This is a genomic window from Amycolatopsis nalaikhensis, from assembly GCF_030264295.1.
GTDB classification, from domain to species: domain Bacteria; phylum Actinomycetota; class Actinomycetes; order Mycobacteriales; family Pseudonocardiaceae; genus Amycolatopsis; species Amycolatopsis nalaikhensis.
Genome location: NZ_CP127173.1, coordinates 5,797,363 through 5,823,203, shown reverse-complemented (window position 1 = coordinate 5,823,203; position 25,841 = coordinate 5,797,363). Strand labels below are relative to the sequence as shown.

Sequence of the window (25,841 nt, the reverse complement as noted above, 5' to 3'; positions counted from 1 at the left end):
TTGTCCGAAGAGCACGGCCGCATCTTCCGCGAAGCCTGGATCGCCGGCGTCACCAAGCACTACCCCGGCGAACCAAAGCCCAGCTACATCGCCCCCTGGGAGGAGACCCCCGACTGGGAACGCCAAAGCGCCGCCGCGGTCTACGACCAAGTGGCGGCCTTCATCCAGGTAACAGCTGGCGCAGCAGCCAAGCTGACCCGTGAACAGAAGGGTCGATTCGTCAGCCTGTGCTGGACCGGCCAGATCTACAAGCACATACCCGACCCAAAACCTGCCTACGTCGCCGACTGGGACGACCTGCCGGATTGGCAGAAGAACACGGATACGGACATTTTCGAGCAAATCGAGCGGTCAAGTAGGAATCCGATGTAAAGGTCCCGAGACAATTCCTCTGGACCACGCCGCCGAAACCGACCGCGCCCGCAGAGCACCCGACCCGCACTGTTGCGGACATAATCTGGCTTACATCGCTGCCCAGGACCAGGGACGAGGCACCTCTCCGCGTATACAGGCGATCCTGTGCCGCGCCTGCTCCTCGGCGTCGGGACGAGCGCTCGCCTTGCTGAGCGCGAAGCAGACCCACCGAAGCTCTTGTATGTCGGCGAACGTGCGGTAGCCATCCGCTGCAGTTACGTCGTATCCGCCGTATGCGTTGACGAACGACTCATACTCCTCAGACGTGATTCGAGCAAAGTCGGTATAGTCCACGGCAAGTTGGATCAAGTCCCACTCGCGACGGCCAAGCGACACCATCTCGAGGTCAAGCACGATCGGCGGGCCTGAGTCGGGCACAGCAACGTTGCCTTGCCACGCGTCGCCATGGATCACAAATCGTCGTCCACAGCTTAAGTCGCTGTAGCGTCGCCGCAAGTTCGCGACGTGGCTAAGCAGCCAATCACGGTCGTCGCCACCCACGCTGCGAGCTTCGACGATGCGCTGGTCTAGGTGGGCGAACGGGTCATACATCGGCAACTTGGGCTCGGTTGGAGCCGGCAACTCATGGAAGACACGGAGGATCGCACCCAACTCGGCAGGTGAGGCCGCCCGGTGGGCAGGCAGCAATCTCCACCAGGTGACCGGCCGGTCTCCCACGACGACGCCCTGCGATAGATCGTCCACAGCCTGCACTACCGACAGCCCGGACTGGCTGAGCCATCGGGACACGAGAACCTCGCGTTCGGCTACCTCCTGCGTCCCAGGCCGACCGATTCGCGCAACCACCCCACTGCGGAGTCGGTACATGACGTTGGAGCCGTCTCGGATCAACTCAGCCCCACCGGGGTCGACGCCGGCAGTACGGGCAGCTTCCACGAGGACGTCTTCGGCGGCTATTCGATTCGTCGTCACGGTAGTGATCGTCTCAGGTGCCGGACGGCGCCAGCAACGCGATGTCCTGCCGTAACTCGGCGACATCTCCGATGCGTAGGTGCTTCTCCAAGGCAGCCCCCAGGCCATTGAGTTCCGTAGCGATTCGTTGAGAGCGCAAGGTAACTGCATCAGCGACCGCCTGCCGCCCGATTGATACGGCTTCACGCGGATCGCCAGCAGACATTATAAGTGCGGCGAGCCGTATCCGCGAGAACGTGCGGGATCGCGGGTACTCCGCGCCCTGTAAGCGGATGGCGCTTTCCAAGCGAGCGGCGGCTAACTGGATGTTCTTCTGGGCGCGAGCAACCGGTGCAAGTGCCTTTCCGGTGCTCCCCAGGTGTTCAGCTTCGTCGTAGTAGCACAACCAGGGCGGCTCGGACGATGGATCACGGTCGGCGAAATGTGTATCAGCGCGCTGCACCTCGGAGATGGCCTCGTTGTGACGACCACTCACGGCGAGCAGACGAGCGCGGATCGCGCACAACATGGCGCGGGCAGTGCTCGACACGCGATCGGACCTGACCTGCGCTAATTCGATGAGCGATAAGGCTTCGTCGAAGTTGCCAAGGTACGCCGACTTGCGTGACATTTCCGCAAGAGTGTTGGCGCGCAAGGCCCAGGATTTCCCTTGATCAGCACACCAGAGTGCAAAGTTAAAACAGCGGTCGGCCGCCTCATAATTTGCAATATCGAATGCCGAATACGCAACAACGCTGCTGAGGTTTCCCACCGACTCGAACATGGCGCACCGCACTTCTTCGGCGGCTTGCGCGCCGATCAATCGACCTGCCCACCGAAGTTGTGCTATCGCGGCCTCGCACGACAATCCGCCGCCGAAGCGGTTTTCCGACATCGCCATAGCGCGAGTCGTAGCTCGCACGTGATTGACGTCAGTCCAACCGATCTGCCTCGGCACCGGAGTCTCGACTAACGTATGTGCCAGGTAGTCAGCAGGGCTTCCTCCCAAGTCCACCATGCCAGGAAGACCCTGAGGGGCGCTCGGTGAGGTCATCGTCTGTACCGCGGGGGTTCTCCCCCGGCGGGTAGGGTGGAAACCTAGTTCTGCGTCGGTCGCTGCATCAAGTACTGCACGCAACCCCTCCCGGTACGCGTCGCCCGGCCAACCCACCTTGCCGCTTTCGTACCGCTTGATCGCGTCGGCGTCTAAGCTGTACCGCTGCTTCCTGGCTCGCCAGAGGTACAGGTTAACGGCTTCGGCAAGCTCGGATCGAGACATGCTTTCACCGGATTTCGCACGCGACGGTGTCGCTTCACGCTTGGCGCGCAGCTTCGCGTTCGGTATGCCCACTCCTGCCTCCTCCCTGGCGCACGAGGTTGAGTGTACTTCGATGACCAGCAGGAACGCGGCCAGAATGCCCCTGGGTGTCGCCAAACGCCCCCCAGAATGCCCTCTTGCCACAGCGCCGTTTGATCGACGCTTAGGTCATGGCGACGACCGCGACCCTGCAGCCACCGTCAACTTGGGCAGTTTCAGCTCTGCTCACCTTGATGGCTTCATTAAGGCGCAATCACGATGCCGCTGTGATCGACCATGACGCCGGCGTCGTAGACGGCGGCACCCAACGCCTTACCCACGGCAATCCCGCGCATGTTGCCGTGCAGGCTGCCTGCGTGTGCAGCCAGCTCGGCGACGCCCTCACGGTCGCCCTGCGCGACGCACAGACCACTCGCGAGCTCGACCTGTCATGAGCGCGCTGATCTACCTCGACCCGGCCCTGCTCCGCCCCGTGGTCAACGGCCACTGGCACCGCACGCGGCTCACCTGCATCCCCGCGCCCGGGCAGATCATCACCATGCTCTGCGGAGAGGAAGCACCGGCCGAGTTCCAGCCCCTGGTCGACCGCCGCGCCCGCGGCGTACCGCACATGTGTCCACGGTGCGACTCGACCTACCGCCGCGAACAGGGCATTCCACTCGAGCAAGACCGACTCCGGCGTTGATCACCGCCGTCGTTCAGTCGTCCTAGCCGAACTCGGCACAACACCCCACGCACCACCGCAGAAAGCGTGCATCATGCCCACTCGCGCACCCGCCACGGTGCCGACCTGGCGTCGACCCGTCGGAGCCGACCCGACCAGGGCAAGCCTGCCCTACCTCTACGACGCCTTCCTCTTCAGCCAGGACGCCCACGACATCGAGCTGGACACCCGCCGCCACCTCGAGGCCGCCATACCCGAGATCGGCTACGTCTACACCTCCGAACACGCCGCCCACCTGCGCATGGCGCGCTACCTCGCCGGCCACGTCCAGCAACTCATCGTCGCCGGCGCACCACTCCCCGGCCCCCGCAACGACGACCTCCACCGCGTCATCCGCCGTGCGAACACCACCGCAGCCGTCACCTACGTCGAGCACGATCCCCTCGTCGCAGCCGTCCTGCGCGCCGTCGCCGAGCACCGCGCCGACAGCATCCACGTCACCCAAACCGACCCGCTCAGCCCGGATGAAATGTGGTCCGACCTGCGTGAAGACCGCACCGTCAACCACAACCGCCCGATCGGGATGCTCCTCGGCGGGATCCTGTCCTACCACGGAGGAACCCGCGCCGACGTCGCGAACGTCGTGCAAGCCCACATCGCGCAGCTGCCAACCGGCTCGTTCCTGGCCTTGACCCACCTGTTCGACCCCGAAACCCCCGAGCAAACGCCCCTGGCACTCGCCTTCGAGGACCGCCTGCGCAGCAGCGCCCTCGGCCGCGGCGCCGTCGCCACCCGCGACAACATCGAAACCATGATCAAGGGCACCGAGCTCCTGCCGCCCGGCATCGTCCAGGCGGACGCCTGGTGGCCAGACGGTCCCACCACTCCCGTCGGCACCGCGTCCCTCGTGGTCGCAGCCATCAGCCGGATCTCGCCTCCCGATGACTCGCCCACCGAAGGACCTCGTCGCTCACCTCCCTGAGCGGCGAGAACCCGGACGCGCACGGCCGGTCAGCCAACCACCGTTGCTGTCTGGCCGGGCGCGTCCGGGGAGCTGGTCGTGGCGACGCGGCTGGCTCGGCCGGCCGGGCCCGCACAAACTGGCCAGCCACAAGCCGGGGCTTTCGGGCCGCAGCAGCGGCCCCGAAAGCCCCGGCGAACGACCTCAGCGTCACCGCGCAGCTCCGGCGGCGACAAGAACAAACGACACAAGAACGGAACGGCCCACACCGTGCAGCCCGAAGCAACACGACCGGTGACCATCGCGATCGCCCATGCACTCCGCACACTCCGCGAAGACAGCGGCATCAGCCTCCGCCGCGTAGCCAAGAAAGCGGGTATCTCCGCCGCGAAACTGTCAGGGCTCGAAACTGGGGACCGCCGACACGATGTCACGATACTGGCCTTTCTACTGGGAACTATCGGAGTCACGGCAGAAACCATGAACCGCCTCGTCAACCTTGCGAAGTGCGCCGACAAACCGGACTTCTTCGATCCCGCCGGAAGCTATGAGCACATCCTGCGTTCAGGGTTCGAAAGGTTGTCCAAGGAGGTCTTTGAGTGGTCTCCGACGTTGTTCCCCCGAGGGCTGCGGTCCTCCAACTACTCTCGCGCCATCCAAGAAACTAGCCTGCCCCATCCTGACACCGCTACGGCCGCACTCGTCCCAGCTCCGGCCCGGATCTGGACCGACAAGTCCGAACCACTGTTTACGTTCCTCATCGGCGAAACAGCGACATCAACCGCCAACTGGCCAATGGACGTGATCTGCGAGCAGATCGAGGAGCTGGCGACAGTGTCCAAGCTGATACGCATTTCCGTTGCCCTCGTTCCGACGTCCTTCTGCCCGCCTGGCCTGGTCGAACCTTTCACCCTCTACAAGAACCACCGCGACACCGCCTTCGCCGTCGCAGTAAAACATGGTCAGGGCACAGCGTTTCTCACCAACGAAGAATCGGTCAAGGACTACGCGAAGATCGCCGACTGGCTCCGAAGCGGAATCAGGGAAGAGCCTTGGCCCTGACCTGGCCTGGTCAGGCGATCAAGAGGCGGCACAACACCCCTCAGGCCGGCGACCGACCAAGAAGAACCCAACACGAGAGGGACGATGTGCGCACCAGAGCCTATTCCGCCGACTCCCGGCCGGCCCGTCCGACGTGACCGTGTCCACTACGGTCGTGCTCACCACGATGGCAGCCCCGGTCGCGATCGCGACCGGGCTCCAGATCGTCGACCACCACCGCAGGCGAACTTCGCCATCCACGTCGCCGCCGCAGTCCCCCGTGGGACAATCCGATGCTGGACTACCGTCGGCCAGGAGCGACCTGGACCCCCCACCACAAGAACTGATACAGCGAGTTCTCGACGGACTTCGCGCTCTGCGCTGACCACCCACGTCCGCTCGAGAATCCACCCAGGCGCGCGGACAAACCCGGCCTTCATCGCAGCCCTGAGCCTCCCCGCCAAGAGTGCTATCGATGTTCTCGCCCGCATCGCACGAGCGGCCCAGCACAGGCCCGGCAAGACAGTTCTCGCCGTTGCGATGCCGCACCGGCACGCCACGGCCCCCGTTGCCAGCCGCGACACCCTCGCAAGCTGCGCCGACTTCAGCCTGAGCCGAGCCGGCCGTGCCGGCCGTGCTGCAGGAGCACCGCAGAAATCGGCCGCACGGCGCTGCCCGATGACAACCCTCGTCGCACGGCGATCACGACAGACACAACATCAGCAACGCCGACTCACCCATATGGCGTCGTCACCACCACAAGCCACCGTCGTCGCCTTGAAGAAGCAACCGCGCCGACAACAGCGACTCCCTGCACGTAATCAACAACACATGACACTGACCGGGACCAAAACGCCATGACCAGGACAAACGCATACCTCGGCCACACCCGCGAACCAGTACACCTACCTGGCGGTATGCACATCGGCAATCCATCCACTTGCCTGAACGTGCACCTCACGAACGACGCCGAGCGCAAGCTCTGCGCCGTAGTACCAGATCAGCTGTTCGGGGCGGCGATGATCTCGTGAATGAGGCCGGGGGCCACCGTCTGCCCCGCAGACGAACGCGGCGCACCCAGGACGTACCGGCCGCGGAAGCCGCGGAACTCAAACGCCGCTATGAGGCTGGCGAGACCTTGCTCTCCATCCTGGAGGACTTCGACGGCAGCTACCGGATCCTGCGCAATGTTCTCAAAGCCCAAGGCGTGACGTTTCGCGCCGCCCGAACGGTCGAGCCATCCGCCCCGCCCGGCATGGCCGAAATGTACACCAGTGGCAAATCACTTACCGAAACCGGAAGGAAATTCGGATTCAGCCGCGCCGTCACCAGACGCATGCTGACCGAGGACGGCATCCCGATCCGCCCGCGCGGACGGCCCGCCAAAGAGGCCGAGGACGATACCAGAAGCACCGACCCGTGAACCGGAACACGGGCAACCGAGGTCGAGGGCGGGGTGCCCGACGATGCCGGACACCCCGGACCGCTCAGTAGTAGCGCCAGTGAGCCGGCAGGGCCATCGCAAGCGCTTGCGCGTTCGTCAAGACAGTCACGATCACAGCCGTCAGCAAGATCACCAGCAACCGGAAACGCTTCACTCATCACCTCGGGTGGGGGGACAGCGGGGCGTACAAGGCCTCGCATTTTTCGAGCGAGGCAGACGGTAGCGGCACCCCGAACCCGTCCCGCAGGCGGGGTTGGTCTACCGATTACGGGGCATAGCCCACCCGTCAGAACACCCCGGTCGTTACCGAGCCGAACGATCATCACGCCATCGTGGTAGGCGTTCACTCTGAAGTGTGTGTTTCTGTGTGACTAGCTGGCGGTACCGCCACTCTATGAGACTTCCCTTGCACACCAACAGCCGTAGTAGGTCCCCGCATGGCGCAACCGGCAATTCCGTTCATTGCGCTTTGCTGTTCGTGATCGCGCGCCATCCGGGCGGCACGCCGCACCAGTGGCCCGACACGGGACGCTGCTCCACCAACCCCCGGCAGAAACTCGCACGGCATACCGGACCCCACGCCCACATCGCTACGTGACCGACGAAGGTTCGAACGCAGGACACCCACGGCCGCAGCACCGAAGAAACGGTGCCACCCCGGTAGAAATCGCAATGTGGCCGCGGATCCACTCGTTAGATGGCTGACACGGCCCTGCCCATGCGTTGAGGTGGTGTCATGGGGAGGAGCACATTCGATGGATGCCGATGAAGCGATCAGGAAGCTGTTCGAGCTGGCCGATGTGGCCATCGAGTCGAGCGACCACCTCGTGGGCAAGGTCCAGCGCAAGGCGTTGAAGCTTGCTGACGACCGGCGTGAGAACGACCAGGAAGTCGACCAGATCAAGCCTCGGCTGGTTCCTGTGCCGAGAAGCGAGCACGGCGGCAACATGCGCATCATGCCGTGGGAGCTGCTGCATCTGCTCGGGCGCGCAACTGTGCTGTCCGGGCACGGGTCCTCACGAGCGTTGGCGCAGCACTGGGCTGCCTGAAGTACATCACGTCACTTCAGCGAAACAGTGACGGTCGAATGGAACTCTCGGACAGCGGCAAGGACCCGCGCTACCACCGACGGTCCGTGCAAGCCGAAGACCTGGGCATCGCCTTCGCACTAGCCGCCGCGCTCCGGATCGCACAGCAACGTCACCCGGACTACCGGTTCGAGATCGTGGACGCCGATGTCGCGCTCGAGGCAGGCTGGGCGCTACGCGGCAATGAGGTGAAGACCAAACCGAACACCAGACTTCGCCCCGACTACTTCCTGTTTGGCTTCCGGGACGGCTCACCGGCACGCGTGATCACTGTGGAGTGCAAAGGGTCCCACGGATCCGCTGACGCCCAGCACAAGCAGCTGGCCAAGGCGGCCGCGCAAGTCAACGCTGTCGTGTTCGGAAACCGCGACCAAGGAGACGAGACGCCGCCCGGCTTAATGATGTCCACCTCTCTCAACGACACCGGCGGCGTCCAGATGAGGATCCTCGACCCTCCCGGCGATGGCACCCTCGCCCTCACCGGCGATGAAGACGACCACGAGCCAGATCTCAACGGGCCTGTCCAGCAGTACCACGAGTTTCCCGGAATCCCTGTGCCTAGCGACGAAGCGGAGCGCGACAGCCGTCCGGGGTTCTACATCACTGCCGAACGGTCGGAGTGGTTCGCCCGGGGTGCTTGCCCGGACCGCGAGCGCCGGGCTGTTGGCGTTTGCCGGGGATCGGGACACCGCTGGCAGTCTCCTGACCCCACGCCAGCGATTCAGGCTCGGGAGTGAACACGAGACCGGGCCCAATCACGTCGACTTCGACACTGGAGTAGAACTGGCCGGCATGCGCCTAGTCGGCACCGACCACGTGTTCCGACTGCAGTCGCAACGGATGGAGGTCTTCTCCGGAATTCCTCATGTGCTCCACGAACTCCTCAGCGGCGAGCCTGACCTCAAGGGCCGTCACCACATGCTGCCCGACCTGAGCGCACAGTGGCACGAACGCCACGAAGACGTCGTTGAGGAGTGGGGCGGAGTGATCTTCATGGATACGAACGGTGCCGTCATGGGGCTGCGGAAGATGGGCGACGGACGATCTCCACTCGTTTAGCGGCGCGGCGATCAGCCGACCGTGTAGCACGCGCCCAGCAAAGACAGCCACGCTCCCGAGGCACCGCACACCACACCCGTCCGCCACCGCCCGCGGCTAAACGTCTCCCAAACCACCCACACGCGGCGACGGAATCGCTACCGTGTCTCGCTCCCCCTCCCGCGCCAGCGGAACCCACCCAGCATCTAGTTCCGACAACACCGCCTCGATCCGCGCCGCCTGCCCCAACCGTTCCCGATCCCGGAATAGCTGCGCCGCCCGCTCCCACAACACCCGCGCATCATCGATGTTGCCCGTCCCGAGCAGGATTTCGGCGAGGGTGTCCAGCGCACGGCCACGACCTGTTGCATGCGCCGTCCGATCCGCCAACTCCACCGCGCGATGCGCGTGCTGCAACGCCAACCGATCGTCACCTTGCGCATGCCGCAACCGAGCCAGCACCGTGTTCAGCTTCATCACCGCAGGCAGATGTTGACTGCGATCGGCCAACGCCGCAGCCCTGCGGCACTGTTCTTCGGCATCGTCGAACCGCTCCAGCCGCCGCAACAGGTCCCCCAGCGCGATATGGGTCAGGATGCGCCCGGGGACGTCATTGATCCGTTCCCGCACCGCCAGCGCCTCCCGATACAGATCCAGCGCTTCCAGCTGGTGCCCACCCTGCTCGAGCAGTGCATCGGCATGCCGATGCAACGCCGCTGCGCATCGTTCCGGCTCCCCCAACGACCGCGCCGCCCGCAGCGCCTCCCCCGACATCTCCACGGCCTGCTCCGTGCGCCCGGCATGCAGATGGCGGCGAGCCAAATTCATCAGCACAGTCACCCGGCCGATCCCGATGTCATGCTCGTCCACCAGCCGCAGCGCCATAGTGAGGTACTGCTCCGCCTGAGTATCCTGCCCCATCAAAAGCAGCACCTGGCCCAGGTCGTTCAAAGCGGACGCCTCGGCATAGCCGTTGCCGACCTCCGCCGCCGTCGACGCCGCGATCCCGAACCCCGAGATGATGTCGTGGTAATGGCCGTACTGGTCGAACACATCCGCGGTCAACGACGGCAGCACGAACACCAGGTCGTTCAACCCCGCCCGCGCCGCCACGGCCACAACAGCGGTCAGCGTCGCGCGTTCCCGCAAAAACCACTGCCGCGCCGCAGCCGCCGTCGCGAACACCGTCGGCGCGATACCGTCGCTGATCGCAGGCAGAGCCGGCCGATCACGTCCAGGGAACACCAGCTCATGCCCCCGGAACGCGGACAGCAGGTAAAACTCCAGCATCCGGCGCCGCACCACCACAAAGTCCGGCAGCTGCGCGGCCAGCGACCGCGCATACATCTGCAGCAGGTCAAGCATCCGGTACCGGTCCATGTCGCCGGGGTGCTCGATCAGGTGCGCAGCCACAAGCACATCCAGGGAACGCCGCACCGCCGACAGGCCGCGCCCGTCCGCCGCCGCGATCGCCTCGCTCGACATCTCGATCCCCGGATGCAATCCCAGCAACGCGAACACCCGCTGTTCCGCGGCACCGAGACTCTGATACGACAGGGTGAACGCCGAGCGCAAGCTCCGGCCCGGCCAGTCACCATCGTCGCCGAGGTCCAGCAGCATGTCCGCGTCCCGCAGCGCCTCGGCCAAGGTGACCAACCGCATCCCGGCCCGCGCTGCCGCACGGTTGGCCACCAACGTCAAGGCCAGCGCGTGGCCCTGGCACAGCCGCATCAGCCTCGCCGCGCCCTCACGGTCCTGCTGCGCCCGCAACCCCACCCGCCGCTGCAGCAGCGCCTGCGCCGCCTCCTGCGACAACGGTCCCACCGTCACCACCGGGATCGTGTGCGCCGCCAGCAACGTCGACAGCCGCTGCCGGGTCACCAACACGACAGTGCACCCCACCAGCACCGGCAACAGCGGCGCCACCTGTTCCGTGCGGGCCACATTGTCCAACACGACCAGCAGCCGCCGCCCCCGCAGCAGCCGCGTCAGCCGAGCCGCCCGCGCCACCGGAGACACGATCTGATCGACCGCCACATCCAGCAGCTCCAGCAACGTCTCCACGACATCGGCAGCCGTCATCCCCGCCGTCTGGCCATCACCACGCAAGTCCAGCAGTACCACTCCCTGCGGGTACCGCCCAGCCGCCCGATGCGCCCACCGCACCACCACCGTCGACTTCCCAGCCCCAGGCGCACCGGTCACCATCACCACCACCGGCCGCGACTGCCCGGCCGAGTCCGTGGTGAACGCATCCAACTCGGCAACAGTTCCCTCACGGCCAACGACGGTCTCGGCATCCGGCGGCAGGTGCCGCACCGGCCCCATCTCACCCGGCCCCCGCCCGCTCACCTCCGTGCTCACATCCGGCGCCACCGTAGCCCCCGCGCGAGCGGGCGCCGGAAACGCCGAGCGCGAGCCCGGTTTGATCGCCTCGTTGTACACCGCAAGCAACTCATCAGCGGCACCGAAATCACCGCACCGCTGGAATTCTGCGCGCATCCGCCGGAAATATTCGGTCGCGTCCAAGCCGCGGCCGGCCGCCAGCAGCGCACGCACCCGCAAGGTCGCCAGGCTCAGCTCCATCGGATGCGCACCATCGACCTCCTCCAGCCGCGCCACAGCCAGCTCCGCCTGACCCAGCAGCAGCTGCTGCGCCGCCACGAACGCGTTCGCCGGAACCCAGTCATTGCGAGCCCACCGCGTCCGCCACTGATCGGCCCGCGCCGTCCGCAGATCCACCAACGGCTCATCCCGGCACAGCCGCAGCGCCGCCAATGCCTCCACGTGCGCGCGATCGTGATCACCGCGGTCGGCGTAGGTCCGTGCCCGCGCCATCATCGCCTGTAACTGCCGGTAGTCGATCGACGCCGGATCCACCTGAAGCATGCAGCCGGCCTTGCTGACACCCACGCCCGCCGGGATGCCCTTCTCCGCGAACAGCTGCCGCAGCCGCAGCCCGTACTGGTGCAACGTCGCCAGCGGATCCAGCGGCGCCTTCTCCTGCTCCGACCACACCCACTCGACCATCCCCGACACCGGAATACGTCTGCCCGGCGCGGTCAGCAGAGCCGCCAGGACCTGAAGCAGCCGGGGACTGGCCGCATTCACGACCACATTCCCGTGCATAAGCAAGGCCGTCTGCCCGAGAATTCCGAACCCGATTTCCACACGAGCCCCCTCCCCGCGACGCACCTCAGTGCGCACACCCTCTCCAGTTCCCCCATTTTCACATTTCCGACGATAAACAACCAGCTCACGAGCCCGAAGACGCCACCTTGACAACCTATGTTGATCAATTGTCAAGGAGCAAATCAGCAGGCCGAAAGCATTTTCTCAATCCCTCACCTGACGCTCTGGACAGATACAGGACACCAGGGAGGACCACGAGATGGCCGACGCCAGCTGGATACGCAGCCCGATCGACCCCGCCGATCAGCACTTCACCACCCGCCGCGGCACGAAATCCGTACTCGTGCTCGTACCCCACATCGTCGCCGGCACACGCCTGCTGGACCTGCTGCCCCTGCTGGAGGCCGACCATCGGATCCAGGTCGTGTTCACCAACCCCCTCGGCGACGACACCTGGCAAGCCACCCAGGACTTCCTCCACGCCCGCGGCGCGACCGTGCTCCCCTGGGCCCAAGCCCGCCGCAGCGACATCGACCTGGTCCTCGCCGGCAGCGTCACCGGGCTCGACCAGCTCGCCGCACCGACGCTGCTCGTCCCCCACGGCGGGGGATTCGGCCAATACCGCAACGGCAGCCCGCCCGGCACCACCTTCGACCAGCCGCCCCAGCTGCGCACCAACCTCGGACCCGATCAGCTCATCCGCGAAGGTCGCCTACGCGCCGACGCGATCGTGCTGGTCCACGACCGCGAATACACCCTGCTCGCCGACGTGTGCCCGCCCGCGCTGCCTGCCGCGGTCGTGGCCGGCGACATCGTCCTCGACCGCCTCACCGCCAGCCTCCCCTACCGCGACCACTACCGGCGCGCCCTCGGCGCCACCGGCGACCAGCAGGTCGTGTTGGCCACCTCCACCTGGTCCCCGCGGTCGGCCTTCGGCCGTCACCAGGACATGTTCGACCAGATCGTCACCGAACTTCCTCGCGACCGCTACCGTGTCGTCGCCGCGCTGCACCCGCAGATCTGGTCCCACCACAGTCCCTGGCAGCTGCGGTCCTGGCTCGCTGACGCTCTGCGCGCCGGCCTCATCCTCATCCCGCCCGACGAGGGATGGCGAGCCGCCCTGGTCGCCGCCGACTACGTCGTCGGTGACTACGGCTCCGTCACCGGCTACGGCGCCGCCACCGGCGCGTCGATCCTGCTCGCCGAGACCCCCGACCGGCCGTTGCTGCCGGGCAGTCCGACCGCGGTGCTGGCCGAGCACGCACCCCGCTGGCGGCTTGATCAGCCTCTCGAGCCGCAGCTGCGCACCGCCGTCAACGCTCGCGACACGATCGGCCTGACCGCTCTCATCCGCGGACTGCTGACCTCCCGGCCCGGCCGTGCCGGACACATCCTGCGCCGCAGCATGTACCGGATGCTCGGCATCCCCGAGCCCGCTCGCGCCGTGCCGGCTTCCCCGGTGCCTCTGCCCGAGCCGGTAACGCCATGATCACCGACGCCCGGATCGCCGCCTGCGCCACCACCGGCGCGCCCCGTCCGGCTCTGACCCGCTGGTGCTATAGCCGCGGCCGTCACCACGGCACACTGCTCACTGGCCATGACGGCAGCCCCTACACGAGCCGGGTACTCGCCGACGTCCTCATCGCTCAGCCGTCGCCAAGCCGGGCCGACGGCCGGTCGACCGTGGCCGCCAGGTTCGACCAGCTACCCGGCCTCACCCTCGCCGCCGCGCCCATCACCACACAGCTTCTGCTCGGCGATCACACCGGCGACATCACCGTTCTCCCCGGCGGTCACGTCGAGCTCGCCGCGGTCGGCGCCTACCTGTGGCTGATCACCGGACGACGGCTGCGGACCCTCGCCGCTATCAGCCGCATCGAATGCATCCAGCGCCACCCGTGCCCGCTCGAACGCGGCACCACCGACCTCCCTCAGCAGCTGGACTGCCTCGGCGAGGTAGCCGCGGGCCGTCTCGCGTTCACGGTCACCTTCGGCGACCTCAGCCAGCGCCATCAGCACGTCCGCCTCATACACCGCCGACCCTGACCCACCCAGCACCCGGCGAGCCTGGTTCAGTCGCCGCAACGCTACCTCGGGACGCCCGGATCGCGCGTCGATCCGGGCCAGGCCCAGCGCCACCTGCGCCTCACTCTTCTCGTCGCCGATATCCGTGAACAGCTGTGCGGCCGCTTCCAGATGCCGAGCGGCGTCGATGTCACGACCGGCCTGCAGCAAAGCCAGCCCGATCCGGCGGTGCCGCAACGCCACCCCCCGATCGATACCGAGCTCTTGCTCCAGCCGCAAACTCGCGGCGAACAGCGCCACCGCCGCGTCGATGTCACCGCGGGCCTGGGACACCATCCCCAATTGCTGCAGTGCCGCGGATTCATTGCGCACATCGTTGGCTTCCCGGGCCAGCTCCACTGCCCGCCGTGTCTGCTCCTGGGCCGGCTCGAGCTGTCCAAGGTCCAGGTGAGCGCGCCCCAGCTGGTGGCGCAGCCGCGACTCGGCCACCCGATTGCCGCAGCGCTGCGCCGCCACGATGCCCAGTTCGTGCGATCGCAGCCACTCGGGGTAGAGCTTGCGGTAAAGCATCAGCTCCCACAGCGCTTCACACAGCTGCCAAGCCAGCTCATCATGGTGGTCCGCGACCGCGTCCTCCAGTACCGCCAACACGTTCGGCAACTCCCCTGCCAGCCACTGCAGGGCCGCAGCACCGGAGGCGAATCGCGCCGGCTTGCCCTGCAGCTGCTCGGCGACCGGGCTGACCCGCCACCGAAGCGGGATCACCACCATGTTCGCGCGCGTCATCTCTCGTAGGAACCACTGCCCGATCCGCGGCAAGACCTCATACCGCTCCTGATCCGGTTGCGCCCGTCCGTGCAGCCGAACCAGATCATGGAAGCGATACCGATCGAGCTCGAGCTCCTCCAGCAGGCTTGCATCCACCAACACCTGCACAGCCTCGACCGCTTGATCGAGAGTCGACTGGCCGACAGCAGCAACTGCCTCCGTCCCGAAATCCGGCCCCGGACACACGCTCATCAGCCGATACAGCCGCGCCACATGCTCTGGCAAAGCCTGATAGGACCAATCGAAGGTTGTGGCCACCAACGTGTCACCGTCAGCGGAAAGGCGCTTCAACCGGGAACGTTCATCACTCAGCTCGGCGACGACCCGCGCCACCGACCATCGTGGCCGCGACGCCAATCGCGCGCCCGCAACACGCAACGCGATCGGTAGCCGCCCGCACAACCGCACCAGCTCGACCACGTCCTGCCGCTGGTCCGCCACCCGCGGCTGCCCCACTGCCCGCGTCAGCAGCTCCACCGCATGCGCGTGCGGCAATGGATCCAACTCCACGAACCGCGCGCCTTCGGAAAACAACCCATCCAGACGTAGCCGGCTCGTCACCACCACCATGCATCCCGAGGACGCCGGCACCAGCGGCCGCACCTGCGCAGCCGACGCCGCGTTGTCCGCCACGACCAGAAGCCGCCGCCCCGCCGTCACCGTCCGAAACAGAGTCACCTGTTCGGCCAGCTCGACCGGCACACGCTCAGGGGCCACGCCCAATGCCCGCAGAAACGCCGCCAGCGCCTCCTGCGGCGCCGCAGCTGACTCCGGCGAAAACCCGCGCATGTCCGCATACAGCTGCCCATCCGGAAACCGTCGCGCATTGCGCACTGACCACGTGACAGCCAACGCCGTTTTTCCCACGCCCCCAGGGCCAACCACCACCGCTACCTGCGCCGCCGCCCCGGACTCCTCATCCCCCGCATCCGCGATCCCGTCCAGTGCCTCCAGCTCACCCGCACGGCTGGTGAAGTGCGCCGGCGTCGGCGGAAGCTGGCGGGGGACCGACATGGCAGAACCGGCGCCCCCGCCAGCCAGCCCACGTTGAGCGCCAAGCTCGGCCATCGACGAGATCCGGCTGCCATACGCAACGCCCCAGTGCACATCACGCGCGCCGTCAAGCCCGTCAACGGGCATGATCCACCCCCTACACCGCGAAGCAAGTGGTACGCCCGCCCACCATCAGCGCAGCCCGCGCCCACCAGCTCCGTAGCGATCACGTTCACCCGCAGACTGATCACAGCACTCGACGCCATGACCAGCCATCCGAGAACCCCGCAATCCTCGAACTTCCCTGTCTACCCTGCCGACCTCCACAGCGACACCGCCACGACGAGGCTTTCACCGAAAGCAGCAGCAACACACGGCACTTTCCACCACACGTGCCCCACCCTGACATGCGAAAAGCCCGGACCGGGGCACGCACCAGAACCGAAACCTTCAACGGCGACATTCGTCACAAACCACGGGCCTAGCTGCGAACCCAACCCCATGGCCACTCACACCGGCGAGGGGCCACGAAGAGGTACCGCCGCTCAGCGCCGGCAGCCGCCCAGATGACCCGTCGTCTCTCGTCCGTCACCGCATGAATCGCGGCCCACGGCGACCATCAACGGCACGAGCCGGGACGACGACCAGGTCCGCGTGCGCCGCCGTGGCGGACGCACAACTCGGCGCAACCCAACACGACACAAATCACCCGATGAGGCGATCAAGGTGGTCAAAACGGCCGCGTGACTCACTCAACCTCTGCATCTCGGAAACTTCCATGCACACGTCGCACACCGAAGAAATCGCCTCCGCAGGCATTGCGGCAATCACTGCCACCCGACGCACGTCTTCGCCCTTGACGCAGTCAGAGGATCTTCCTCGGGTACCTCCACGACATAGCCTTCCACCACGCCTGCCACCGTTCGCTGCTCACGCGCCCACGCCTGGCACACCCGGCACCCGGACCTCAACATCCTTCCCGTCCACAGTCGACGCCAGCAGATCGGCCGACAACGCCGACAAAGAACGGATCCCACATTGCCAGCACGCCGCACAATCAGCAGGAGCGCAGGCCCGGCCGAGGATGCACACCGGCCGAGCCCAACTCGCGCCCGTGCGCTAACTCAATGAGGTCGATGCGTCAGGAACCTCATGGACACCGCGGAACCCGCGGTGTCCCGCCCCCACCAGGCCCAGTGTGCTGCTCAACCTCCCACAGGTCACCGCGCACCCAGCCGTACGTGCCGCCACGGTAGGACCAGCCCCACGCGTGCCCGTCGGACGCCCCGCGCGTGCACGACACCCAGAACCCGGCGCCGTAGCCGATCGTGCCGAGCACCGGACCGTCCACCGGCCGGGACCGGATGCGTGCCCCATCCGCAATAGCGATGACCGCAATCCAGCCCTGCGCCGTCGCGGCCGACATTGGCCGAGCGTGCGACGACGTAGGCGTCGACCAGACGAGGGTTCCATCGGGCCCGACCGCTGGCGTGCCCGCGTTGGCCTCGCCCTCGCCGACCGCGCCGACGTCCAGTGGGCCGGATACCGCGTCGGCAGCGTATGAGAGTTCCGCTGCCCCGACCGGCGCCGCGGTAGCCATCGTCGCACTCGCGAGCGCCCCGAACGTCAGCAGCGACGCCGCGATCCGCTTCGCGCACAGAAGATTCGCTGTCATGTCTAGACTCCCGTCATGGATGGCGCGCTCACGGCCGCCTGAACAGGAGGCTCATTCGAGCGTGAGGGCAACGGCTCATCAGCGCGCGCAAGGAAACCCGACCGGCGTCCAGGCCGTCTGAGCACATCAGCCTGAGGCGTGGCCGCGATCGAATCCGGCCAGGCGTCGGTCATGAGTATTTCGGCTCGGGAGAGGTGCCCTCCCCAGTGCCCCCTCCCGAGCCGGGAACCCTTCTACCGCCGGGGGCTGAGAGCGGATCGGATCCCCAGAAGGGTCCACTGTGGTCGCTCCCTGTGGACCACCGCGGATCACCTTCTGACACCAGAGTGTCCCAGAAACCAATAATTCGCCACAAGTGTGGCGGATTTTCTGGCAATAACTTTGAGTGTCATCGTGTGCGCGAAACGCAGCACTCGACAACGCCGTCCTCCCCACTGCGGCGCCACGGCTGGGCGTGGCTGCAGCGCAGTGCAGCAAACCCGCGGTCCGGGGCAAGCCCACAGTCCACGAGGGACACGGCCGTCGCCCTCCGGCCGGCTTGCCCCGAACCCACGGGGCCCGCTGGCCAAGGCCGCGTCCACCGCCCACCCGGGGCAACGGCCACCGAGGAGGAACCCGTGTTGAAATATTTCGTCTCCACCCATCGCACCCAAGGCGAACGGGACAACGACTCCAACACCATTCCCGGTACAGAACTGGTCGATCTTCCCGGCGAATGCCACGCCGACCCGGACTCGCCCATCTGCGGCTGCGCCCGCAGCTTCGTCGGCATCACCAGCCGGCAGACCTCGACCACAGCCGAGGTCGTCGAAACCGACATGACCGCCGCGGAATACATCGGCCGTTTCCACGCCGGACTCCTCGCCCTCGGCTGGAAGGACAACGCCGAGACGCGCAACGGTGTCATCGACGCCGCTGTGGACCTGCTGGTGCTGGCCGCCATGTGGCCGGTGGGCACCGTCGTCGAACGCCGCGGCCGCGAGATCCGCGTGCGGAGCTTCCCCGACCAATCGTGACCGCCCACCGCCTGCCCAGCAGCGCGCACGAAGGAGTCTTCATGTCCGGTTCCACCGACGCGCGGCGCGCCCGCGCGTTCCTCCAGCACGCCGCCGAACCCACCAACCCGATCCTCGCCCGCTACGTCGCCCAGGTCGGGCCCGTCGACGCCGCCCACCGCATCGCCGAGTGCTCCGCACCGTCCGACGTGCTCACCGAGTCCCGTCGCCACGTGCGCTGGCAGCTCGCCGACACCAGCCTGCGCACCGCCGCGCAGCTCGGCGCCCGCTTCGTCATCCCCGAAGATGACGAGTGGCCGACCGGTGTCTTCGGCGGCTTGAGCACCCTGGCCGCCGCCGACGACACCCTCGGCGGGCCACCGCTGGGCCTGTGGATCCACGGCGAGCCACGGCTGGACGAGCTGGCAACCGCGCGCTCGGTCGCCATCCTGGGAGCACGCGCCGCGACCGGCTACGGCGAACACCACGCCGCCGAATTCGCCTACGCCCTGGCGTCCCGGGAAGTCGCGGTGTTCAGCGGCGCCGCCTACGGCATCGACGGCGCCGCCCACCGCGGCGCGCTGGCGACCGATCGCCCGGCCGCCACCGTCGCCGTCCTGCCGTGCGGAATCGACGGCGGCTACCCGGCCGGACACGTGGGCCTGCTCCAACGGATCGCCACTTCCGGCGCCGTCGTGTCTGAGTACCCGCCCGGCGTCCCACCCGCGCGTCACCGGTTTCTTCAACGCCACCGACTTCTCGCCGCGATCTCCCGTACAACGGTCGTGATAGAGGCCGGACTGCGCAGCGGCGCCCGCCACGCCGCGCGCCTCGCTGCCGAGCTGGGCCGGCCCGTCCTCGCCATCCCAGGTCCGGTGTCCTCCGCCGCGTCCGCCGGGTGCCACCGGTTGATCCAAGACGGCACCGCCCGCCTGGTCACCTCGGCCGACGACGTCATCGCGGTGATCGACGAGCCGGAAGAGGCGAACACGGAACCGGAGGCGGCCGTCCCGGCGGATGTGGCCAGCCGAAGCTAGCGCGCGCACGACGGCGGCCCGCACCTCGCGCAGGCCCTGTGACCTCGCGCGACGTCACAGGCCGCCGTCGGACGCGCGCTCAGGGCGGTGGCGGCTCACACCTTTCGTGGGCCGCCACCGCCTCCCCCGGCCCACACACCGGGGAGGCCGAGCCGAGGAGCGCCGATACGTGACCACGTACCTGACCCCGGGGGAACTGATCGGATCCCTGCCCGACACCTGCGCCGACGCCCTGCACGTCATCGCACTGCCCTCCCACACCCACAGCACATCTGCGTGGCGGCAAACCACGCCGTCCGGAGCTGCTTTCCCGATTACCCTCGTGCGGGGCAAGACCACCACCGAGATCGCCGGGCACGTGCGAGCAGCACTGCCCGCCAACCGCGACACCGACCTGGCCGTCGTCGTGCTCGCCGAGAACCGCACCCGGAGTGAGCTACCGCTGCGGGCCGCGATCGCCGCGCTCGAGGCCGACCTGGGCCCCGCCGGGCACACCATCGTCGGCCGCTACTGGGCCCCGCACACCCGGCCCGGCGCCCCCTGGCGCGATTACCGCCGCCCCACCCACCTCGGCACCGTCATCGCCCCACACACCGACCTCGACTTCGCCGCACCGCTGCACCTCGACGGGGACGCCCCGACCCCGACCTGGAGCCTGCCCTTCACCGAACCCGGCGAAACCTTGCCGGCCAACCTCGGCCGCTTTGCCCGCCGGATGGTGCCGTTCCTTGTCGGTCGCGGGGACGAAGCCAGCCGAATCGTCGCCCACGCCACTATCCAAGCCAGCCGCGGCGAATTCGTCGACGACGCCGCGGCCTTCGCCATCACGACCGCGCTGGCCGACAACGCCGTCTACGGGCCGATGCTCCTGCCGCCGAACGACCTCGACCCGCAGCGAGTCGAGCAGCTGTGGATGGCCCTCTACCGCGGCAGCACCGACCCTGCGGCTCGTGCTCGGCTGGCCACCTTGATCGCGGCCAGCGCCATCCGCCGGGACGACCGCCACCTCACCGCCTGCTCCCTCGCCCACGCCCACCGAGCGCCGGGCGCCGCGACCGTCGGATTGCTGTTCCAGCACCACGCCAGCGCCGAAGTCATCGAGCAGCAGCTGGACCAGACCGCCGGACGGGTCGGCGCTATGCCCTGGGCCAGCGCGAAGCGCTGGTAGCCCACTCCCCCAGCAAGCCAGTCGGCCGCGGAGTTCCCGGGTGTCGTTGCACGCTCCGCGGCTCGCAAGATAGCCACCTCGTACACCACGGAATTCACCAGCGGCGGCAGCCGGACGTGACTGGGCGGTGCGCCGTCCCGGTCACGTCCGACTGTCAGTCCGTCAGGCCGGGTACGCGATGCCCGTCACGGTCACTCCCCCGAGTTGGGTGATGGTGCTCCCGAAGCAGACCGACCACGAGTTCGCCGCGACACCCGACCGGCCGCAGGTCCAAGTTCTGTCCAGATCGCTGGCCTGCAACCGCACCGTCGCCGCCATCGAGGTGGACGTGGATCGGTTGTTGCGCACGATCACGGCGCCTTGCACGCCGGTCCCGGACACCGTCCGTACCGCGCAGACCTGCCACTTGATCCCCGACGGCGACTCCACAGTCGGGGTACAGTTCCAGTGGCTCGCGCTGGAGAGGATCGGGTTGGTGTTGCCGTAGGGACGCCAGGTGCCCGTCGAGGCAGCGGAGGCGGCGGCAGTCCCCGCGGTTGCCAGGGTCACCCCCAGAAAGACGGACAGCCCCAAGGCCCCCAGCCCGGCCGACGACAGATTTTTGCGCATTTTCTCCCCATTTCCCACTACTTCGACATGGCCGAATGCGCCGGAGGACATCGCCCCGGCCGCACCCCTCCATCGGACACCCAGGCGCTTTCCGTTCACTTTCAGTCCGGTGTCCGGCCAGGTCACCGGACTTGCGGTGGGCTCGCCAGGCGGCGACGCCGGGCAGCTTTCGAAATTTCACGCGGTAATGCACACTATGGGGATGGGGTTTCGGCTGCTGGGGCCGGTGCAAGCAAGCGTGGACGGGGTTCTTCTCACCCCTGATGGCGAAAGACCGCTCGTGGCGCTCGCCGGGCTGCTGACCCACTCCCACCAGCACGTCAGCGTCGCCCAGCTGACCCGATGGCTCTGGGATGCCGACGGCCCACGCAACGCCCGCGCCGCCGTCCAGACCCACGTCTCCCGCTTCGCCGGGCGCTCGGCTCCGCCGAGGTGTTGCGGACCGAACAGGGCGGCTACCGACTCCTCGTTCCCGACGACGCCCTCGACCTGACCCGGTTCCGCTCGGCCGCCGCCCGGGGCTGGGCTACGGCCAGTCGCGGCGCCCACGCCGACGCCGTCGCCGCCTTCGATGCGGCGCTCGCCGAATGGTCGGGCGAGCCGCTGTCCAACGTTGCGTAGGGGGTGCTCCAGCGCGATGTCGTGGCCGCGCTGCGCGATGAGCGATGCCATGTCGGAGCCGGAGACCGAACAACCGCAGCGCGCGGCCCATCACCCCGCCGGTACCGAACGTCGCTGTACGTCGGCGTCCTCGCCGCTGCTCTTGGCATCGCCGCCGGGCGTCATCCTGCTCGTCAAGGGTCCCAGGGGCCGCCGCCAGTCGACTACTCTGTCGCGGTCACGGGCAACATCGGCGCGTCCGGGGAATCCGACGACAGCGACGGCGCGAGCAACCTCACCAACTTCGGCAACACCGCCGGATCCGCGCCAGCTCACTGACACTCACGGTCCACTCGACTATGCCGAGTGGCGCCAGCGGCAGCATCGTCGACCCCGACGCCAATCTCGTCGACGCTCAGCCTGCGTTCCCCGCGAGCGGCGCCCACGGCGAAGACGTTACGACCACAGTCAACTGCAGCACCAAAAGCACTAACGACAGCCACGCCCTCCAAGCCATTCTCCTCGTATGGGGCAACTACGGGCTACCAGTCGTCGTTTGTCACCATTAACGCGTCGACGCAACCACCATGCCGCGATCGATTACCTGCGCGACACCGGCCTCGCAATAGAGAACCTGCTGGCATAAATACCGGGACGCCGAACTGGAGTCGCCACGACTGTGTCGCATAGCATTGAGCCAGACCAGCCGTGCAGGTCTGTGCGTGCGCGGCGGCCGGGCCCACTGACGCCGCCCACGCGACGTTCTCCCCGACCGGTTCACCTGGTGCGCCCAGCTCGAACAAGACTTCCGGGACACCCACGGCAATGCGGCAATCCTCAAACGCCGCCACCACGGCCGTACTGATTCGCTGCCCTCGCGCAACCTGCACACCGGCTTGCTTCCGCCCGCGGCATTCATCGACCTGGCCTCGACCGCGGTCTTGGCCTGCTCGCCTCGGCGAACGCCCACAGGATCGCCGACTCCACCTCGAGGTGGGCGGTCCCGCACCGTCGCGACGTCGAGCCGGGTGACGTCCCCGGCATTGGTCAACGCAACCCGCCGGAAGCAGCGGAGCCGATCGGGCGATCGGTTCCCGGTATGCCGGGCCTTCGGCGGCTGCGGAGTGACCGGACGCAGTGGACCAGGCCCGCGCCGGCGGTGCACCACCACCCGCCCAGGCATCCGCGGCACGCGGTGCCCGGCCCGTGCACCGCCGGCGCATGGCCTGGTGAGCGGCAGCCCGTTCACCCGCGAGCCCGCCACCCCGGCAGGCCCGCACCGCACCACACCGAAAAGGGGCGACCTCGTGTCGAAGGAAACCAGCAAATGGCTCAACACCAACGTCCTCGTCGGATTCACCGACAAACGCGGCCACGCCTGGCACTACCGCGCCGAAGACCAAGGCATCGAACCGAACCACTATCCCGGCCCGATCCCCGTCACCGAAGTCAAGCGGCGCCTGTTCGACTGGACCGCCGAACCGGCGCGGGTCTTCGTCGAAGACCGCTTCGGGCTCCGCCCCGCCGGGCACCACCTCGGCGTCACCGCGTCCGACAACGGCGACATCCTCGCCATCCACACCGACGAATACGGCATCCACCAGTACAGCACCTGGCTGTTGGACAACGTCGCCGCCCTGCTCGACGACGGCCTCGCCATCGGCTCGGCCGGGCTGCTGCGCAACCGCAAGCAGGCCTGGGTCAGCGTCGAAGTCCCCGACAACATCACCACCCCCGAAGGCGTCGAGTTCCGACCCAACCTGCTCGCCTGCTCCAGCCACGACGCCAGCCTCAAAACCCGCTACAAGCGCGTGGTCACCAACGTCGTCTGCGACAACACCATGAACATCGGACTGCGCGAAGACGGCCAAGACCACGCCATCACTCATCGACGCAACAGCAATCTACAACTCCTCAGCGCCCGCGACGCCCTGCAGATCGTGCACACCATCGCCGACGAATTCGCGGCCGAAGTCAAGAAGCTGTGCCAGACCACCGTCACCGACCGCGCCTGGCGCGCATTCCTCGACGCCCACACCCCGATCCCCGACGAGCCCGGCCGCGCACGCACCAACGCCGCCAACCAACGCTCCGCCCTCACCCGGCTGTGGACCAGCGACAACCGCGTCAGCCCGTGGAAGAACACCGGCTGGGGCGTGATTCAAGCCGTCAACACCCACCTGCACCACGAGGCCGCCATCCGCGGTGCCACCCGCGCCGAACGCAACATGACCCGCGTCTTGAAAGGCGAGCTGGCCAAGCACGACCGCTCCGCCACCGCGACCCTGCACCGAGTCCTCGCCGCCGTCTGAGCCGCTGCCGGCCGCCGCCGACGCCTTGGTCGCCTCGACCGCCGATCGCGAGACCGCGACTGACGGCGTCAGGCCCGAGCACGCATGACCGCGCGGGCCGGATGCGCGGCCGCGATCACGCGACCAAGCCCCTGCGACACCGGTCAAGGCCCACCCGGGCACGTCGACCCATCGGCCGTAGAACGCGGCCTTGACCGGTGCCCCGCGGGACCTGGATGTCCCTCGGCGTCCGCACACCCATCCTGCGCGAGGCCACCTGAATGAACCGGGAATCCCCGAGTTCGGCGCGCCTTCCCTCGGGCACGCCGAGCCCCGGTTCTGGGCTGGTCGGGCTACGCACGCGCCGCGCTGCCCGACCAGCCCCACTGTCGCCTCCGCAATGAACCCTGGAGGCCCGATCGTGCCCCGTTCATCCACTCTCACCACCATCGAGCGAGGAATCCTCAACGACGTCGCGTCGGGACTGAACACCATCCAGATCGGGTTCAAGCAGCACCGCTCACCCGAGACGATCCGCACCCACATGAAGAACATCCTCGTCAAACTGAAGGCCCGCAACCGCGCTCACGCCGTCGCCAACGCCTACAACACCGGCATCCTCACTTGCCCGCTCCCACACCTGCCCCGCACGCAACCCGTGCCGGCAACGTCCCTGCCGCCGCGGCGCGGACCCGCTCCGACGCGCCCGCGCCGCACGGACGTCTCTGCGGCACAGGCGGGTTCCCCCTTGTCACGGCGCTAATCCGCGCTCCTAGGACTCTTCGTTGATCACTCCGACGCCCTCTGGTCACAGCAGTATTTGGCATCGTCAGAAAGGAAACCCGACCGTGCATTCCGGTTCGTTCAGCGTGTCATCCCAGCGTTTCAACACCGACGGGCTCGCGGTGTCCACACGCGATCACGACGGTCGATTCGGCTGGGCAGTCACAGACGGCGTGATCGACTCGCACATCTCCCAGTGCATCGCCTACGTCACCGCCCACGCCGCGGCCGAGACCGCAGCCCACGACAGCGTGCTGAAAGGGGTGCAGGCCGCACGCGAAGAGAACATCGCCCACGAGGCAGGAGATGCCTGCCTGATCGTCGGGCGCTTCGACAGCAGTCACGGCGGCTGGTCGATCGCGTGGGTCGGTCACTGCCGCGCCTACGGCGTCATCGACGATCAACTCGTCCAGCTCACCAACGACCATGCGCTCCCGCGCGCCACATACCCCAGCAACGATCTTCGCGCCGAGTTTCCCGCGCACGACCTCAAGGGGCTGAAGCTGATGCCCACCGCGTCTATCCTCCGGCATCACCGACCCGCCACAGCCCACATCAGCCTGCAATGCCGCCTGATCATCCTCACCGACGGAATCCACACAACCCTGACCTACCACCAGATCGCCGACACCGTCCTGACCACTCCCGATCCCGACGACTGCGCCCGACTCCTCGTCACCCGTGCGGCACAGGCGTGGCAGCGCCCCGACAGCGGCACTGCACTGGTCATCAACCCCACCTGACCGACAACGCCGGTCACGGCTTCCAGCGAAGAGCCGGTGTACGGTGGAGGCAACCGGATCTTGGTGTGGCCTCCCCATGCAT

22 protein-coding genes are annotated in these 25,841 nt (G+C 67.4%); 17 read left to right on the top strand and 5 right to left on the bottom strand.

The window, feature by feature from the left end; genetic code table 11:
* Nucleotides 1-372 (top strand): hypothetical protein, encoded by a 372-nt coding sequence (locus QP939_RS28560; protein ID WP_285449301.1) that lies wholly within the window; start codon nt 1-3, stop codon nt 370-372.
* A 90-nt stretch (nt 373-462) separates the two neighbouring features.
* On the opposite strand, the gene QP939_RS28555 is transcribed toward QP939_RS28560, so the two are convergent.
* Nucleotides 463-1,347 carry a phosphotransferase family protein gene (locus QP939_RS28555; protein WP_285449300.1) on the bottom strand — a complete coding sequence of 295 codons (885 nt, stop codon included), beginning with the start codon at nt 1,345-1,347 and terminating at the stop codon, nt 463-465.
* Between the two features lie 13 nt (nt 1,348-1,360).
* Complete coding sequence (locus QP939_RS28550; RefSeq protein ID WP_285449299.1) at nt 1,361-2,677, bottom strand: NsdA family TPR-like regulatory protein; 1,317 nt, start codon at nt 2,675-2,677, stop codon at nt 1,361-1,363.
* Between the two features lie 137 nt (nt 2,678-2,814).
* Between QP939_RS28550 and QP939_RS28545 the strand changes: the two genes are divergently transcribed.
* The 8 genes from QP939_RS28545 to QP939_RS28510 all read left to right on the top strand — a co-directional run bounded on the left by QP939_RS28545 (nt 2,815) and on the right by QP939_RS28510 (nt 8,901).
* The gene (locus QP939_RS28545) at nt 2,815-3,078 is read left to right on the top strand and encodes a hypothetical protein (protein ID WP_285449298.1); all 264 of its coding nucleotides are present in this window, start codon (nt 2,815-2,817) and stop codon (nt 3,076-3,078) included.
* On the top strand, nt 3,075-3,329 hold the full coding sequence (locus QP939_RS28540) for a hypothetical protein (RefSeq protein WP_285449297.1): 255 nt from the start codon (nt 3,075-3,077) through the stop codon (nt 3,327-3,329). The genes QP939_RS28545 and QP939_RS28540 overlap by 4 nt, the downstream gene beginning before the upstream one ends.
* 73 nt (nt 3,330-3,402) lie before the next feature.
* Nucleotides 3,403-4,290, top strand: coding sequence for an SAM-dependent methyltransferase (locus QP939_RS28535; protein WP_285449296.1), 888 nt, complete (start codon nt 3,403-3,405; stop codon nt 4,288-4,290).
* A 273-nt stretch (nt 4,291-4,563) separates the two neighbouring features.
* Nucleotides 4,564-5,331 (top strand): Scr1 family TA system antitoxin-like transcriptional regulator, encoded by a 768-nt coding sequence (locus QP939_RS28530; protein ID WP_285449295.1) that lies wholly within the window; start codon nt 4,564-4,566, stop codon nt 5,329-5,331.
* Between the two features lie 1,006 nt (nt 5,332-6,337).
* Nucleotides 6,338-6,733, top strand: a complete 396-nt coding sequence (locus QP939_RS28525) for a helix-turn-helix domain-containing protein (RefSeq protein WP_285449294.1) — start codon at nt 6,338-6,340, stop codon at nt 6,731-6,733.
* 776 nt (nt 6,734-7,509) lie between these two features.
* Nucleotides 7,510-7,803: a hypothetical protein gene (locus tag QP939_RS28520; protein WP_285449293.1), complete on the top strand. Its 294-nt coding sequence runs from the start codon at nt 7,510-7,512 to the stop codon at nt 7,801-7,803.
* A gap of 38 nt (nt 7,804-7,841) precedes the next feature.
* The gene (locus QP939_RS28515; RefSeq protein WP_285449292.1) at nt 7,842-8,579 is read left to right on the top strand and encodes a hypothetical protein; all 738 of its coding nucleotides are present in this window, start codon (nt 7,842-7,844) and stop codon (nt 8,577-8,579) included.
* A gap of 103 nt (nt 8,580-8,682) precedes the next feature.
* The gene (locus QP939_RS28510; protein ID WP_285449291.1) at nt 8,683-8,901 is read left to right on the top strand and encodes a hypothetical protein; all 219 of its coding nucleotides are present in this window, start codon (nt 8,683-8,685) and stop codon (nt 8,899-8,901) included.
* Nucleotides 8,902-8,997: 96 nt separating this feature from the next.
* On the opposite strand, the gene QP939_RS28505 is transcribed toward QP939_RS28510, so the two are convergent.
* On the bottom strand, nt 8,998-12,051 hold the full coding sequence (locus tag QP939_RS28505; RefSeq protein ID WP_285449290.1) for an AfsR/SARP family transcriptional regulator: 3,054 nt from the start codon (nt 12,049-12,051) through the stop codon (nt 8,998-9,000).
* 220 nt (nt 12,052-12,271) lie between these two features.
* On the opposite strand from QP939_RS28505, the gene QP939_RS28500 reads away from it, so the two are divergent.
* Nucleotides 12,272-13,501: a hypothetical protein gene (locus QP939_RS28500; protein ID WP_285449289.1), complete on the top strand. Its 1,230-nt coding sequence runs from the start codon at nt 12,272-12,274 to the stop codon at nt 13,499-13,501.
* A gap of 215 nt (nt 13,502-13,716) precedes the next feature.
* Here QP939_RS28500 and QP939_RS28495 read toward each other — a convergent pair whose 3' ends face one another.
* Nucleotides 13,717-16,005, bottom strand: a complete 2,289-nt coding sequence (locus tag QP939_RS28495; protein WP_285449288.1) for an ATP-binding protein — start codon at nt 16,003-16,005, stop codon at nt 13,717-13,719.
* Between the two features lie 2,145 nt (nt 16,006-18,150).
* Between QP939_RS28495 and QP939_RS28490 the strand changes: the two genes are divergently transcribed.
* The 3 genes from QP939_RS28490 to QP939_RS28480 all read left to right on the top strand — a co-directional run bounded on the left by QP939_RS28490 (nt 18,151) and on the right by QP939_RS28480 (nt 20,733).
* Complete coding sequence (locus QP939_RS28490; RefSeq protein WP_285449287.1) at nt 18,151-18,549, top strand: DUF7715 family protein; 399 nt, start codon at nt 18,151-18,153, stop codon at nt 18,547-18,549.
* 41 nt (nt 18,550-18,590) lie between these two features.
* Nucleotides 18,591-19,565, top strand: coding sequence for a DNA-processing protein DprA (gene dprA, locus QP939_RS28485; protein ID WP_285449286.1), 975 nt, complete (start codon nt 18,591-18,593; stop codon nt 19,563-19,565).
* A gap of 169 nt (nt 19,566-19,734) precedes the next feature.
* Nucleotides 19,735-20,733, top strand: a complete 999-nt coding sequence (locus QP939_RS28480) for a DUF4192 family protein (RefSeq protein ID WP_285449285.1) — start codon at nt 19,735-19,737, stop codon at nt 20,731-20,733.
* Between the two features lie 162 nt (nt 20,734-20,895).
* Here QP939_RS28480 and QP939_RS28475 read toward each other — a convergent pair whose 3' ends face one another.
* Nucleotides 20,896-21,468, bottom strand: coding sequence for a hypothetical protein (locus QP939_RS28475; RefSeq protein WP_285449284.1), 573 nt, complete (start codon nt 21,466-21,468; stop codon nt 20,896-20,898).
* Between the two features lie 306 nt (nt 21,469-21,774).
* Here QP939_RS28475 and QP939_RS28470 point away from each other — a divergent pair, with 306 nt between their 5' ends.
* The 4 genes from QP939_RS28470 (at nt 21,775) to QP939_RS28455 (ending at nt 25,759) form a co-directional block, all read left to right on the top strand.
* Nucleotides 21,775-21,963 (top strand): BTAD domain-containing putative transcriptional regulator, encoded by a 189-nt coding sequence (locus QP939_RS28470; protein WP_285449283.1) that lies wholly within the window; start codon nt 21,775-21,777, stop codon nt 21,961-21,963.
* Between the two features lie 1,286 nt (nt 21,964-23,249).
* Nucleotides 23,250-24,254 (top strand): DUF932 domain-containing protein, encoded by a 1,005-nt coding sequence (locus tag QP939_RS28465; protein WP_285449282.1) that lies wholly within the window; start codon nt 23,250-23,252, stop codon nt 24,252-24,254.
* Nucleotides 24,255-24,654: 400 nt separating this feature from the next.
* The gene (locus QP939_RS28460; RefSeq protein WP_285449281.1) at nt 24,655-24,996 is read left to right on the top strand and encodes a response regulator transcription factor; all 342 of its coding nucleotides are present in this window, start codon (nt 24,655-24,657) and stop codon (nt 24,994-24,996) included.
* 22 nt (nt 24,997-25,018) lie between these two features.
* Nucleotides 25,019-25,759, top strand: a complete 741-nt coding sequence (locus QP939_RS28455; RefSeq protein ID WP_285449280.1) for a PP2C family serine/threonine-protein phosphatase — start codon at nt 25,019-25,021, stop codon at nt 25,757-25,759.
* Nucleotides 25,760-25,841: the final 82 nt, after the last annotated feature.